Annotated in this window: 12 protein-coding genes; 10 read left to right on the forward strand and 2 right to left on the reverse strand. The window is 57.5% G+C overall.

The annotated features are described in order from the left end of the window. Positions 1-398: 398 nt before the first annotated feature. Positions 399-1,190 (reverse strand): enoyl-CoA hydratase, encoded by a 792-nt coding sequence (locus tag MRS74_RS22800; RefSeq protein WP_254582587.1) that lies wholly within the window; start codon positions 1,188-1,190, stop codon positions 399-401. Positions 1,191-1,335: 145 nt separating this feature from the next. Between MRS74_RS22800 and MRS74_RS22805 the strand changes: the two genes are divergently transcribed. The 10 genes from MRS74_RS22805 to MRS74_RS22850 all read left to right on the forward strand — a co-directional run bounded on the left by MRS74_RS22805 (position 1,336) and on the right by MRS74_RS22850 (position 12,716). Next, the gene (locus MRS74_RS22805; protein ID WP_254582588.1) at positions 1,336-2,115 is read left to right on the forward strand and encodes an SDR family oxidoreductase; all 780 of its coding nucleotides are present in this window, start codon (positions 1,336-1,338) and stop codon (positions 2,113-2,115) included. A 58-nt stretch (positions 2,116-2,173) separates the two neighbouring features. Beyond that, on the forward strand, positions 2,174-3,145 hold the full coding sequence (locus MRS74_RS22810) for a bifunctional MaoC family dehydratase N-terminal/OB-fold nucleic acid binding domain-containing protein (protein WP_254582589.1): 972 nt from the start codon (positions 2,174-2,176) through the stop codon (positions 3,143-3,145). 9 nt (positions 3,146-3,154) lie between these two features. Continuing rightward, a complete protein-coding gene (locus MRS74_RS22815) occupies positions 3,155-4,288 on the forward strand; it encodes an acyl-CoA dehydrogenase family protein (RefSeq protein WP_254582590.1) in 1,134 nt (377 codons plus the stop codon). After that, the gene (locus tag MRS74_RS22820; RefSeq protein ID WP_254582591.1) at positions 4,269-4,679 is read left to right on the forward strand and encodes a MaoC family dehydratase; all 411 of its coding nucleotides are present in this window, start codon (positions 4,269-4,271) and stop codon (positions 4,677-4,679) included. The genes MRS74_RS22815 and MRS74_RS22820 overlap by 20 nt, the downstream gene beginning before the upstream one ends. A 17-nt stretch (positions 4,680-4,696) precedes the next feature. Further along, positions 4,697-5,872, forward strand: coding sequence for a lipid-transfer protein (locus MRS74_RS22825; RefSeq protein ID WP_254582592.1), 1,176 nt, complete (start codon positions 4,697-4,699; stop codon positions 5,870-5,872). Between the two features lie 10 nt (positions 5,873-5,882). Then, the gene (locus tag MRS74_RS22830) at positions 5,883-7,052 is read left to right on the forward strand and encodes an acyl-CoA dehydrogenase family protein (RefSeq protein ID WP_254582593.1); all 1,170 of its coding nucleotides are present in this window, start codon (positions 5,883-5,885) and stop codon (positions 7,050-7,052) included. 26 nt (positions 7,053-7,078) lie between these two features. Continuing rightward, a complete protein-coding gene (locus MRS74_RS22835) occupies positions 7,079-8,284 on the forward strand; it encodes an acyl-CoA dehydrogenase family protein (protein ID WP_254582594.1) in 1,206 nt (401 codons plus the stop codon). Beyond that, positions 8,281-9,450, forward strand: coding sequence for an acyl-CoA dehydrogenase family protein (locus MRS74_RS22840; RefSeq protein WP_254582595.1), 1,170 nt, complete (start codon positions 8,281-8,283; stop codon positions 9,448-9,450). The genes MRS74_RS22835 and MRS74_RS22840 overlap by 4 nt, the downstream gene beginning before the upstream one ends. Positions 9,451-9,904: 454 nt before the next feature. After that, a complete protein-coding gene (locus MRS74_RS22845) occupies positions 9,905-11,782 on the forward strand; it encodes an anti-phage dCTP deaminase (RefSeq protein WP_254582596.1) in 1,878 nt (625 codons plus the stop codon). Positions 11,783-12,041: 259 nt separating this feature from the next. Further along, the gene (locus MRS74_RS22850) at positions 12,042-12,716 is read left to right on the forward strand and encodes a hypothetical protein (RefSeq protein WP_254582597.1); all 675 of its coding nucleotides are present in this window, start codon (positions 12,042-12,044) and stop codon (positions 12,714-12,716) included. 550 nt (positions 12,717-13,266) lie between these two features. Here the strand turns inward: MRS74_RS22850 and tnpC are convergent. Then, positions 13,267-14,192: IS66 family transposase (gene tnpC / locus MRS74_RS22855; RefSeq protein WP_254582598.1), on the reverse strand; the 926-nt coding region annotated here is incomplete at its 5' end.

The raw sequence follows: 14,192 nt of genomic DNA on the forward strand, positions 1-14,192 counted from the left end.
CCGCAATCTTGCAAACTCCTCTGCGCCCGTAGGAGCCGCGCCTCGCGGCGAACAGATTTGGCACCTGAATTCGCGACGGGGCGTCGCTCCTGCGGGGATGCTGCGGCCCGCAATCTTGCAAACTCCTCTGCGCCCGTAGGAGCCGCGCCTCGCGGCGAACAGATTTGGCACCTGAATTCGCGACGGGGCGTCGCTCCTACGGGGGTGATGCGGCCCGCACTCGTAAAAAAAGACCCCCGGGGTTGTGCGGCCGCCGGGGGTCGAAACTCAGGGTGTGCTCGTTTTGCAGGCAGCTGGTAGCTGGCTGCCTGTCGGATCGAATGTCGAGTGACTGCGTAAAAACTGCTGCTGCGCGTAGGCCTGATGGCGGTTGATCCATCAAGGCCATCCTCGTGTAGCTATTCCCCCTTGAATTGGGCGTGTCGCTTGTCCAGGAAGGCCTGCATGCCTTCGCGCTGGTCACGTGAGGCGAACAGCATGGCATTGGCCTTGCGCTCCAGCGCCAGGGCGCTTTCAAGCGAGGCGTCCATGCCGGCGATGATGCATTCCTTGATCTGTTCCGCCGCCAGCGGTGGCATGCGGGCGATGGTGCGGGCGGTACTCAGCGCTTTATCCAGCACCTCGGCGTCGGCACAGACCTCGCTGACGAGCCCGGCGACCCAGGCTTCCTGGGCGCTGATCGGGCGCCCGGTCAGGGCCATGCTCATGGCCTTGGCCTTGCCGACGGCGCGCACCAGGCGCTGGGTGCCGCCTATGCCGGGCATGATGCCGATACGGATCTCGGGCTGGCAGAAGCTGGCGCTCTCGCCCGCGATCAGGATATCGGCATGCATTGCCAGCTCGCAGCCGCCGCCGAAGGCATAGCCGCAGATGGCGGCGACTACCGGTTTGGGGCAGTGCTGGATAGGCGCCCAGACGCGTTCCGTATGGCGCTTGTATATTTCGATCGGGTCGGCGTCCAGCAGGCCGGTGATGTCGCCCCCGGCGGCAAATACCTTGTCACCCCCTGTGAGCACGATGCAGCGCACGCTGTCGTCGCTCGCAAGCTCGGTAAAGCGCCGCGACAACTGCTGCTGCAGCTCCAGGCTCAGGGCGTTGGTGGCCTGTGGCCGGTTGAGGCGCAGCACCGCTATGCCTGGCTCCGGGCGCTCCAGTAGCAGGGTGTCCTCGGGAACTTGGGTCGTCTGCACCTGATGGCCTCGCTGACTCGATTGACGTTGCAGCAGATTGTGATCCCTCCAAAGGGCTGCAGACATCGTCCATTCAGACGAAGTAGCGCCCTTGCCCGGCTGAGTAGACTGGGTCACAGGTCAAAAATAAGAGGGCGATAACAAGATGCAGGCCGCACAGTTTGATTACACCGGGCAGGTGGTTCTGGTCACCGGTGGCACCAAGGGGATTGGTGCCGGTATCGCTCGTTCATTTCTGGGTGCCGGCGCAACCGTGATTGTTTGCGGTCGCAGCGAACCCGAGCAGCTTCCTGCCGAAAATGGGCGTGAGGCGCTGTTCATGCCGCTGGATGTGCGTGATTACGACGCCGCCGAAGCCGTGCTGGCAAGCATTGTGCGCGAACATGGTCGTCTGGATGTTCTGGTCAATAACGCCGGCGGCGCCCCGCACGCACTGGCGGCAGATGTGTCGCCGCGCTTTCATGAAGGCATTCTGCGCCTGAACCTGATCGCGCCGCTGAATATCGCGCAGCTGGCAAACCGCCATATGCAGCAGCAGGCGCAGGGCGGCAGCATTCTGTTTATCGGCAGCATCAGCGCGCTGCGTGCCTCTCCCGGCACCGCGGCCTACGGCGCTGCCAAGGCCGGCATCCTGTCGCTGGCGCAGTCGCTGGCGGTCGAGTGGGCGCCCAAAGTGCGCGTAGTCGCCGTCAGCCCTGGCCTGGTGCAGACCGAACAGTCGCATCTGCACTACGGCGACGACGCCGGCATCCAGGCGGTTGCCGCCACCATTCCGGCCGGGCGCATGGCGCAGCCGCAGGATATCGGCAATGCCTGCCTGTTCATGGCGTCGCCGATCGCGTCTTACGCCAGCGGCTGCAACCTGCTGCTCAACGGCGGTGGCGAGCGTCCGGCCTTTCTGCAGGCCGATGCCGGCCAGAGTTGAACCCAACCCGGCGCCACCCGCGTCCGGGTGGCCCCATTGTTTAGAAAGGAGACGTAACTTGGCTGATTACGAATGGTTATCGGAAGTACGTTCCATGGTGGGGCGGGAATATGGCCGCATCTACGCATGGGATGAGGTGAATCCGGCGATGGTGCGGCAGTGGTGCGAGGTGATGGGGGTCGATAACCCGCTGTACACCGATGCGGCCTATGCCGCCACCACCGAGTTCGGCGATATCGTGGCTCCGCCGGCCATGCTGCAGGCCTGGTGCCTGGAGGGGTTGCACATGAACAACTACCCGCCGGGCTCCACCGACGAAAACCCCTACGAGGTGCTCTCGCTGATTGAGGCGCAGGGCTATCCGGCCGTGGTGGCGGTGAATTCCGAACTGAGCTTCGAGCGCTACCTGGAAATGGGCGAAAAGCTCTATTACACCACCCTGATCAAGGACCTGAGCGACGAGAAGACCACGGGCCTTGGCACCGGCTTCTTCGTGACCCAGGTCATGACCTTCTATTCGGAGCAGGCGGGTGCGGACGACAAGGTCGGCGAGCTGCTGTTCCGGGTGTTCAAGTTCAAGCCGGCGCAGGCGGCAAAGCCTGCCCCGGCCGCGGCATCCGAACGGCCGGCGGCCAAGCGGCCGTTACCGGGCATCAGCGACGACACCCGCTTCTTCTGGGAAGGCTGCGACGCCGGCGAGCTGCGCATCCAGCAGTGCAAGGCCTGCAACAAGCTGCAGCATCCGCCGGCACCGGTGTGCCAGCACTGCCACAGCTTCGATCTGGGCTATCGCATCGCCAAAGGCAGCGGCGAGCTCTACTCCTTCGTCGTCATGCACTACCCGGAAGTGGCGCCCTTCGATCACCCCAACCCGATCGGCCTGATCCAGCTGGATGAAGGCGTGCGCCTGCCGGCGGGCCTGGTCGGCGTCGACCGTAACGAACTGAAGATTGGCCAGCGGGTCAGGGTCGAGTTTCAGACCTTTGATGACCAGTTGACCCTGCCGTTGTTTCGCCCGGTATCGGACTGAGGAGCCAGCATGGATTTCACATTGACCGAAGAGCAGAACGCCATTGCCGATATGGCAGGCGGGCTCTTCACCGACTTTTGTACCGATGAGCGGCTGCGCGATTTCGACGAGACCGGCGCCACCCAGATGACGGAGCTGTGGCAGACCTGCATCGAGACCGGCCTGCACTCGCTTTACATACCCGAGCATGCCGGTGGCAGCGGGCTTGGCATGACCGAGCTGATGCTGGTGCTGCAAGCCCAGGGGCGTGGACTGGGCCTGGTGCCGCTGTGGCGTCATCAGGTTGCGGCCACCGCGCTGGCTGAGTTCGCGCCGGGTTATTTTGCCGGACTGCTGGCGTCGGCTGCGGCCGGAACCGAGGTGCTGACACTCTCGCTGACCGATCAGAGCCGTGCCAGGGGCCTGGCGCTGACCGCCACCCAGGCGCCAGGCGGCTGGCTGCTGAATGGCCGCGCCATGGCGGTGCCGGGCACGACCGAAGCCGCGGCGGCCCTGGTGCTGGCGCAGACGGCGCAGGGCGTGCGCCCGGTCTGTGTGGCGCTTGGCAGCAAAGGGCTGAGCCGCATCGACGGCGTGCTGACGCAGGGCGAAAGCGTGGCCGACCTGGTGTTTGACCAGGTGCAGGTGGCGGCAGAGGCCGTGCTGCCGGTCGCCGCCACCCAGTGGCTGGACGAGCGTGCCATTGCGGCCCAGGCGGCGTTGCAGCTGGGGGTCAGCCAGGAGCAGATCCGCCGCACCGTGGAATATGTCAGCGAGCGCACCCAGTTCGAGCGCCGCATCGGCCAGTTCCAGGCGGTGCAGATGGCCATGGCCGACTGCCAGGTGGCGGTCGAGACGCTGCGCTCCGCGCTCTGGCAGCTGTGCTACCGCATCGATGCCGGCTTGCCGGCACCCTCCGAAGCCCTGGCAACGGCCTGGCTGGCCTGCGAGGCCGGCCACAGTGTTGGTCACAAGGCGCAACACGTACATGGGGGCATCGGCGTCGATCTGACCTATCCGATCCACCGTTATCTCTACTGGAGCCGTGCCCTGAGCCTGAGCCTGGGCGGCAGCCGGGCCACGCTCGAACGCCTGGGCGATTGGCTGGCAACTCACGATACCCTGGGATGGAAATATGACCTCGATGAAAACAACACGCTTTGAAGATGTCAGCCTCGGTGATCAGTTGCCGGCACTGGACATTCCAGTCACCGTGGCCCTGATCACCGGCGGCGCCATCGCCACCCGCGACTACTTTCCGGGCCACCACGACAAGGATGCGGCCCAGTCACTGGGCTCGCCCCATGTGTTCATGAACATCCTCACCACCAGTGCCCTGGTGGAACGCTTTGTCGAACAGTGGAGCGGGCCCCAGGGCCGCTTCAGGGATCTGCGCATCCGCCTGGGCGCGCCCAACTATCCTGGCGACTGCATGCAGTTCCAGGGCGAGATCACGGCGCTGGATGCCAGCAGCCGCACCGTCGAAGTGACCCTCAGGGGCAAGAATTCCATGGGCAACCACGTCACCGGCACGGTGGCGGTGACCCTGCCCTGAGCCGGAGGAGAACAGCAATGAACGAATCGATCAGCAACAAGGCCGCGATAGCCGGGCTTGGTGCCACTGAATTTTCCAAGAACTCCGGCCGTACCGAACTGCGCCTGGCCATGGAAGCGACGCTGGCGGCCCTGGCCGATGCCGGTATCGATCCATCCGAGGTGGACGGTTTCAGCAGCTACTCGGTGGACAAGGTGCCGGAGTACGAGATCGCCCGCCTGCTGGGCTGCAAGGACGTGAAGTTCTTCTCCCAGATTCCCCACGGCGGCGGCGCGGCCTGCGCCCCCATCATGCATGCGGCCATGGCCGTGGCCACCGGCGTGGCCAAGACAGTGGTGGTCTACCGGGCCATGAACGAGCGCTCCTGGTATCGTTTTGGCAACGGTAATTACGGCTTCGGCGACAGTCCTATTTTTGAAAACATCAACTACGGCTGGTACATGCCGCACGGCTTCCATACCCCGGCGGCCTGGGTCGGCATGTTCGCCCAGCGCTACATGCACACCTATGGCGCCACCTCGGAAGATTTCGGCCGCGTTGCCGTGGCGGTGCGCGACTTTGCCGCCACCAACCCCAACGCCTTCTTCTACCAGAAGCCTATCACCCTGGAAGACCACCAGGCGTCGCGCTGGATCTGCGAGCCGCTGCACCTGCTGGACTGCTGTCAGGAGTCCGACGGCGCCGTGGCCATGGTGATCACCAGCGCCGAGCGTGCGAAGGACCTGAAACAGAAGCCGGTGCTCATCAAGGCCGCCTCCCAGGGTATCGCCGATGGCCAGCAGGTCATGACCTCCTACTACCGCGAAGACATCACCGGCTTGCCGGAGATGGGCGTGGTGGCGCGCGAGCTTTATAGCCAGTCGGGCCTGGGGCCGGAAGACTTCCAGACCGCCGTGATCTACGACCACTTCACGCCCTTCGTGCTGCCGCAGCTGGAGGAGTTCGGCTTTGCCAAGCGCGGCGAGGCCAAGGACTTTATCCGTGCCGGTCACCATGCCCGCGGGGGCAAGCTGCCAATCAACACCCACGGCGGCCAGCTCGGCGAAGCCTATATCCACGGCATGAACGGCGTTGCCGAGGCGGTGCGCCAGGTTCGCGGCAGCGCGGCCAACCAGGTGGACGACGTTGAAAACGTGCTGGTAACCGCCGGTACCGGCGTGCCCACCAGTGGTCTGATTCTGAGCGCCCGCTAAGGAGGTCACCATGTTTGTAGATCTGACACCCGAGCAGCATGCGCTGCGACACAAGATCCGGGACTATTTCACCGGCCTGATGACGCCGGAACTGCGCAGCTCGCTGCGCGGCAAGGAGGGTGGCGACGAGTTCCGCCAGACCGTGCGCCAGATGGGCCGGGATGGCTGGCTGGCCGTGGGCTGGCCCAAGGAGCATGGCGGCCAGGGTTATGCCGCCACCGAACAGCTGATCTTCTTCGAAGAAGCCAATATCGCCGGTGCGCCGCTACCCTTCGTCACCATCAGCACCGTGGGGCCGGCGCTGATGCAGCACGGTACCGCGCTGCAGAAGGAAAAGTTCCTGCCCGGCATCGCCAGGGGCGAGATCAACTTTGCCATCGGCTACTCCGAGCCCGATGCCGGCTCGGACCTGGCGATGCTCAAGACCAGTGCCCGGGTCGAGGAGCAGGGTTTTGTCGTCAACGGCAACAAGCTCTGGACCTCAGGCGCCGATTCGGCCGACTATATCTGGCTGGCGGCCCGCACCGATGCGGATTTGCCGCGCCACAAGGGCGTGTCCATCCTGATTGTCGATACGCAGGATGAGGGTTTTTCCCATACCCTGATCCCGACCTGCTCCAACCCGACGGCGGCGACCTACTACGATAACGTGCAGGTACCGCGCGAGATGCTGGTCGGCGAGCTGAACGGCGGCTGGAAGCTGATCACCTCGCAGCTCAACCACGAACGCCTGGGGCTGGGGTCCTGGTCCGACAAGGTCGTGGGGCTCTTTCGCCGCGTTTACCTCTGGGCCAAGTCCGTGGATGAAAGCGGCCGCTGTGCGATGGACAAGGCCTGGGTACGCACGGCCCTGGCCGAGTGTTACGCGCGGCTGGAAGCCATGCGCCTGATCAACTTTCGCATCGCAGCGGATCTGGAGCGGGGCCAGATGGATGTGGCCCTGGCCTCGATCACCAAGGTGTTCGGCTCCGAATCGGCCATTGAAATCCTGCGCCGGCTGGCCGATATCCTGGGTACCAGCGGCATGATCCGGGAAGGTTCGGCCGCCTCGCTGCTGCTGGGTGAGCTTGAATATGAAGTACGCGCATCGGTGACCCTGACCTTTGGCGGCGGCACCAACGAGATCCAGCGCGAACTGATCGCTCAGTTCGGTCTGGGCATGCCGCGCACCGCCCGCTAAGAATGGGCCACCAAGGAGAAAGCTGTATGAGTTCACTTGAGACTTTCCGTACCCAGACCCGCGCCTGGCTGGAGGCCAACTGCCCGGCATCGCTGCGCGGGCCGGCCGCCGCGGGCGAGCTGGTCTGGGGCGGCTCCCGGATCGAGTTTGACAACGAGGATCAGCGCCTGTGGTTCGAGCGCATGCGGGATCGCAACTGGTTCTGCCCCGCCTGGCCAGAAGCCTACGGCGGTGGCGGCCTGGCGCCGGAAGAGGTGGCGGTGCTGGAACAGGAACTCAAGCGCCTGCGCTGCCGTCCGCCGCAGATCAACCTCGGTATCTGGATGCTGGGGCCCGTGCTGCTGGAGTACGGCACTGAAGAACAGAAACAGCGCCTGCTGACGCCCATGACAAGGGGCGAGGTGCGCTGGTGCCAGGGCTTCAGCGAACCCAATGCCGGTTCTGATCTCGCCAATATCCGTACCACGGCGCGGGATCAAGGTGATCATTTCGTGGTGGATGGCAGCAAAATCTGGACCTCCTACGGTGATCAGTCCGACTGGATGTACGCCCTGGTGCGTACCGATAATTCCGGCAGCAAGCAGGCGGGCATCAGCCTGCTGGTGCTGGATATGCACGCCGAGGGTGTGCAGGCCCGCCCGATCGATCTGATTAGCGGCAAGTCATCCTTCTGCGAGGTGTTCTTCGACAGCGTCAAGGTGTCGAAAGACAACCTGATCGGGCCACTCAACGGTGGCTGGACGCTGGCAAAAAAACTGCTGCAGCATGAGCGCAGCGCCATGTCCAAGTTTGGCGAGTTCAGCCTGCCGACCCACTTCGACCTGATGGCGATTCTGCGTGACTATCTGCCGGTGGCGAAAACCGCCTCCGAGGTTGTGCTTGAAGCCCGTGCCCAGGCTTGTGCGCTGGATGAGCAGGCCTACAACCTCACCGTGCAGCGCATGGGCGAAGCCGCCCGTGCCGGTCAGGATGTCGGTGGCATAGCGTCGATCATGAAGTTGGTGCACACCGAGCAGGAGAAGACCAAGTTCGAAATTCTGGTCGATGCCATGGGGCACCGCGCCCTGGGCTGGGACGGCGACGAGTTCAGCAGCCAGGAGCTGGCCATCAGCAAGGCCTGGCTCATGAGCTACACCCAGACCATCGCCGGCGGTTCCTCTGAAGTGCAGCTCAACGTGATTGCCAAACGAGTGCTGCAGTTGCCCGATGCCAGTAAAGGAGGCGCCAAATGAGCCTGATCTACAACGAAGAGCAGCGCATGCTGCTGGACACGGCGCAGGAGTTTTTCGCCGAGCGCAGCCCGGTATCGGCCCTGCGTGCCCTGCGTGATGGCGGCAACGCGCAGGGGTTTGAAACCGCGCTCTGGAACGAGATGACGGAGCTCGGCTGGACGGCCATCCCCTTTCCGGAATCCCTCGGCGGGCTGGAATTCGGCTACAAGGGCATGGGGGCCGTGTTCGAGGCTGCCGGTCGGCAGCTCAGCGCCTCGCCGCTGCTGTCGTCCATCGTGCTCTGCGGCTCCATCCTGGAGCAGGGCGGCAGTGAGGCGCAGCAGAACGAGTGGCTGAGCGCGCTGATCGCCGGCAGCAAGCGCCTGGCGCTGGCGGTGGATGAAGGCGCCCGCCACAACCCCGAGCAGATCAGCCTGAGCGCCACCCGCACCGATAACGGCTTTGAGCTGAACGGCGACAAGGTCATGGTGGTCGATGGTCTGGGCAGCGACGGCTGGATAGTCGCGGCGCGCACCCTGGAATCGCCAGCGTCTGCGACTGTTAAAGCGTCTGCGACCGGTAAGGAGGGCATCAGCCTGTTTATAGTCCCGGCCGGCACCCAGGGTGTCTGCGTCACGCGCCAGTCTTTGATCGATTCGCGCAACACCGCGCGCCTGTCGCTAAAGCAGGTTGAGCTGGCGCCGGACTGCCTGATCGGTGAACTGGACCAGGGCAAAGCACTGCTGGATGCGGCGCTGGACCGTGGCCGCGTCTGCATCGCCGCCGAACTGCAGGGCGCCTGCGAACAGCTGTTCCAGACGACGCTGGATTACCTGCGTACGCGAGTGCAGTTCGATGCGCCCATCGGCTCCTTCCAGGCGCTGCAGCACCGCGCCGCCTGGGCCTTTGTCGAACTGGAGCTGGCACGCAGCAGCCTCATGGCAGCGCTGCACGCCATTGACAGCAACGATGAGCAGGCCCCCCAGCTGGTGAGCCTGGCAAAATGGAAAGTCGGCCAGATGGCCGACAGGATCAGCAACGAGGCGGTGCAGATGCACGGCGGCATCGGTGTTACCGATGAACTCGATGTCGGCCTCTACTTCAAGCGCATCCGCGTACTCCAGGCACTGCTGGGTGATAGCGACTATCACCTCAGCCGCGCCGCACCCACCGTCGACGCCGCCTGACCCTCCGGCAGGGGAGCGCCCGCTCCTCTGCTGCTTGTGTAGCTGTGCTGCATGCCTTTCTTTTTAAATCTCTGCGTCGCTGTTATTCGATATACATTCAAAAAGTCGGAATATTCAGAATATTCGGAAATTGGTGATTTTGGCGTTGTTGATTCAAGCGAATATTGGTTATCGGTCAATTTAGCAAATGCTTTGTCATAAATTAGCGACGCTTTCCGATGGCGAAACGAACAGAAATGGTACATCATTATCCGAAAAGGGATTGAGGGCTGTCGGATAGCGCACATAGCCTCGAATTCAAACATGCATGCACGTTTTCAATGGAGGAGAATGGCTGTGAATTCTGAAGTATCTTTTTTATTGTTTTAATAAATTTAAAAGAGTGTCGAATTTAGTTTAAATTCGAAGTAATGGGTTTTAAATCTTAATAAACTTTAAAATACAAGGGCGATAAATGTTCGAGAAACCTGAAGAAGTATCAACGGCACTGGAAGTTGTCTTTGATCAATCTAGTGATTTTATAGTTATAGGCTTTACGGGAAGAACCGGTTCTGGATGCTCTACCAGTGCTGCTCTGCTTTCTCAGGAAAAGCTTCCTTTGCCAGACGTTGGCTCATCTCACTTCAAGGGAAATGAAGCCAGAAAATATCGTATTATTAAAAACTATATAGACAAAAAATGGCAGGCATTCGAATGGCTTCAAATTAGAGCTGTTATAACAGGGTATTTGTTGGAATTAAATTTTTCAGAGTTTATGAATCTTGTAAGTGGCATACTAAAAGAAGATCTTGACGTCGTTAAATCTAAAATATATTACTTCAAAGATGAATACGATATTTTTCATCTAAAGATAAAAAAGTATATAGAAGGGGGCGAGTCCACTATTGAAACTGAAGGATCGAATCTAGTCTCATCCTATAATCTATACTTCAAAGAGTTAAAAGACTTTTCAGATGAAATACGGGAAGCATTAAAGAAAATATCATTAGGGGCTTACACTACAGTTTATCAGCGGCTTGGTGACAACATACGCTCTTCTGGCCGCGCCGACAGAAGCGAATTCAACCCAGAAAAAATATTCAATTTTTCAGAGACTATAAACGGAATAATTAAGTCTGCTCGCCATAATGCAAGAAACAAAAAAACGAAGTGCTATATCATTATTGACGCAATAAGAAATCCATATGAAGCAGTATACTTCAGAGAGAGATATGCCGGATTTTTTCTTGTATCAATCAATACCGATAATTCAAATAGGTTAGCGCATCTTAGAAAAAGCCATAAGTTTACGGATGTACAAATAAAAAACTTAGATGAAAAAGAATACCCTAAAAGATTAGTCGGCGAAAAAAAATTCATATCTCAAAATATACAAAAATGTATAGAAATATCAGATATTCATATTAATAATCCAAGAAAGGATCAATTTGGAACAAGTGAGTTGGCAAGCCAACTAGCTTGGTATGTTTCTTTAATGACACACCCGGGCCTAGTTATGCCTACGTCGACTGAAAGCTGTATGCAGATAGCTTATAGCGTTAAACAAAACTCGGGATGTATTTCAAGGCAAGTTGGTGCAATTGTTACAGATGAGTTTTACTCAGTAAAGGCAGTAGGTTGGAATAATACACCTCAGGGCCAAGTCCCGTGTTTACTTAGAAGTGCAGGTCATCTTATAGATGGTATTGATTCTGATGCGTATAGCTTCTATGAGAGGAATGACGAAGGGTTCAGAGGTGCCGTTGAGGAAAAATATACTCGACTGATCGCTAAATCTATAGATAAGGGTAGAAATTTAGCATACTGTTTCAAAGATATACAAAATGAAGTAGAAAACGAAAAGAACCAAGTTCACACTAGATCCTTGCATGCCGAAGAAAATGCATTTTTGCAAATTTCAAAGTATGGTGGACAAAAAATAAAAGGCGGTATTCTATTTACCACAGCCAGTCCATGTGAGCTATGTGCTAAGAAAGCTTATCAGCTCGGCATTTCTAGAATTGTATATATAGATCCATACCCAGGAATAGCCACTAGTCATATTTTAGCGTCCGGCGATAATTGTCCGGAACTTTCTCTATTCAGAGGAGCTATAGGTATTGCATTTCATCGGTTATATCAGCCAATCATGCCATATAAAGATGAATTGGAAATGCTGTTGACCGTACCCAAAAAAGAAAACAAAAAAGATATGCAAATTAAAAGACTTAAAGACGAGAACTCATCTTTAAAAGATAGAATTGCAACATTAGAAAATCGATTTAACGAGAAGCCGAGTTCTTTAGAAGAAACAGGGCATTCCGGGGACAGTATGCCTGATCCCGCGATCTGATATAATGTCGTCGCATGATAGAACCTTTGTTGGAGAAGGAGGTTATATATGGCAAGGATGTCTCGGTATTTTGTACCAGCAGGCCCACATCTCATGATTCAATTCGATCCTGACAATCAATCTGGACGAAAGGGAAAGGTGGGGATGGAAATATGTATACTAGCCAAGATTGGTTATTAAGTACGCATGTTCATTAATGAAAGCTCATGTCTCGCCAACTTCGAAATAGATTTCATCAGCCCACTATTAAAGTGATAATATGAATGACATTAAGTTTACAGAAGCTGTAAAAACTGTGCTACTGAAATACAAAAGTCCAGGGTGTTGCCCCGACCAGTTTGTCGGCGAGGTAATAGTTGGGGCAGGTAGTATTACGTCGCCAAGTAGCAATAACGAAAATACCGATTTTGCAGAGCGGAAAAATATTGATTCATGGAGTCGCCGAGGAAGTCAGGCGGTATTTCTCATTCTAGAAAGCCCGCATATTGATGAGTACGTTGGCGAAATAGGTCCTGCTAAGGGTGTTACAGGCGAAAACATTCGGAGGTTGTTTGGCGAGGCATGTTCTCTTTCGCAATACCTACAAGAGAATACTTATCCGTTGGTTTTGGTTAACGCAGTTCAGTATCAGTGTTCGCTTGGGCATCCCACGAAGTATTTTAGAGATCGTATTTTCGCCGAGGTTTGGAAACATGGCGGCAAGAATGATTTTCAAGAAAGGATAGAGTCCATGTATAGTGAAGGTGATTTAATAATAAACGCTTGTACAACAGGGAGTGAAAAAATCAAGAATTGGGAGCTTGTTAAATTCGCTCTTGAAGAAATAAGTCTCACTTACGTAAAGGTAGAGCATCCATCGAATTGGGCTAGGCGAAAAAATATTGCTATAAAAAGCGGCCTTTCTCCAAGTTACGGATGGAATGCCAAAAATTAGAGTAAAAGGGTTGCGGTGCCTAGTGCATGTAAGCCTACTCTCAATATCGGAATAACTAATGGCTGGTACTAAACACTAATGAAAAAGTCGTGGAACCTCAGAGAGCTTCGGGATGAGATTCGTAAAAAACGAACAGACAACGAGGAATTACTCGAAATAGTTCGCTCGATTGACAGATACACCCAGATCTTTCTCTTTCATATGGAAGGAGCCAGAGATGCAATGAACGAAGTTGTAGATTCCGAGAACCCGAGCAGTAAAGAAAATTTAAATTACGTATTCGGAATTTCAGGCCGCTAATTCCGGGGACAGTATACCTATTAATACTTATCGCCGAGCTCATCAATTGAATCCAGGCTCGGGGGTTAGGTCTTGTCTTTTGCTCTGCTATCGTATCGCAGGGGCAAAAAGCAAGACCTGACCCTGTGAACTCCCAACAAGGCACTGCATAAGCATAAATTTTTCGATGCGCTACAATTTGGTGCGGCATTATGCGACCCGCCCGGCGGGCGTACCAGCACAAGAGGGTAGAAGTGTATGACGTAACTATTCAGCTGGTTTGATTTAAAAGGTTCTGATTATTATCAGTCGCTACCATCATGAACGGTGGCTCACGCCCCTCGAACAGGTGCATCAATGCATCGGAGGCACTCAGCTTCTGCTTGCGCGCCGTTGACAGATAGCTGCGCACACGACAGAAGACCTGCGCCCCGTCCATCGAACGGAAGCAGCCAGAGATCTTCTGTTGCACCTTGAACATGCGGATGTCCCGTTCACCCTGGTTATTGGTAAACGGAACCGCCGGATCGTCCAGAAAGCGCAGCACATCCGCCTCATAGTCGCGCAGCCGCTCCAGCAGGTTGCGGGCCCGGGAGCGTTTGAGCTTACCGCGCTTGCCCTGCCGCTGGCTTTCATCCGGTGGCGGACATTCCTGTTCCGCCTTCGCCAAACACTGTCGATACGCCGTGCGCCACCCCTGCGCCTTGTCCGGTGGCAGGCAGCCGCCGGCATTGTTGACCGCATCGGCCATGGTGCGCAACAGGGTCTGCATGCGCTTCGCCCAGGCCTGGTTGTCATGCTCCCAGGCACGCTCCAGTTCCCGCAGATGGTGGGCATTGCACAGCGCATGGCGGCACTGATAGCGGTAATACGTTTTCCAGTGGTCGTGACAGAGCACGCCTTGGAAGCGCGGCAGGATACCGATCTCGTCCATGGCCTCGTGGCCCCGTTGCACATGGGGCGCCAGCCAGGTCAGGCCGTCATTAGACGCACAATGCAGCCAGTGGCGCTGGCCGCCGATGTTGATGCCGGTTTCATCGGCGTGGACCAGGTCCGACTCGGCCAGGCGGTCCTTGACCCAGCGCTCGAAGCCCGCCGCCTTGTCGAAGGCGTCCTGGTTGAAGTTGACCAGCGCCCCCGCGCTGAGCGGGATGCCGACCTGGTCCTCGAAGTATTCGCGGACGCGTTCGTAGGGCA

Source organism: Marinobacterium sedimentorum, assembly GCF_024267675.1.
Classification (GTDB): Bacteria; Pseudomonadota; Gammaproteobacteria; order Pseudomonadales; family Balneatricaceae; genus Marinobacterium_A; species Marinobacterium_A sedimentorum.

Bases quoted from the DNA above. Each gene is read 5' to 3' on its own strand.
- MRS74_RS22845 (WP_254582596.1), top strand. From the start codon at position 9,905: ATGTTCGAGAAACCTGAAGAAGTATCAACGGCACTGGAAGTTGTCTTT.
- MRS74_RS22840 (WP_254582595.1), top strand. From the start codon at position 8,281: ATGAGCCTGATCTACAACGAAGAGCAGCGCATGCTGCTGGACACGGCG.
- MRS74_RS22835 (WP_254582594.1), top strand. From the start codon at position 7,079: ATGAGTTCACTTGAGACTTTCCGTACCCAGACCCGCGCCTGGCTGGAG.
- MRS74_RS22815 (WP_254582590.1), top strand. From the start codon at position 3,155: ATGGATTTCACATTGACCGAAGAGCAGAACGCCATTGCCGATATGGCA.
- MRS74_RS22850 (WP_254582597.1), top strand. From the start codon at position 12,042: ATGAATGACATTAAGTTTACAGAAGCTGTAAAAACTGTGCTACTGAAA.
- MRS74_RS22805 (WP_254582588.1), top strand. From the start codon at position 1,336: ATGCAGGCCGCACAGTTTGATTACACCGGGCAGGTGGTTCTGGTCACC.
- MRS74_RS22825 (WP_254582592.1), top strand. From the start codon at position 4,697: ATGAACGAATCGATCAGCAACAAGGCCGCGATAGCCGGGCTTGGTGCC.
- MRS74_RS22830 (WP_254582593.1), top strand. From the start codon at position 5,883: ATGTTTGTAGATCTGACACCCGAGCAGCATGCGCTGCGACACAAGATC.
- MRS74_RS22820 (WP_254582591.1), top strand. From the start codon at position 4,269: ATGAAAACAACACGCTTTGAAGATGTCAGCCTCGGTGATCAGTTGCCG.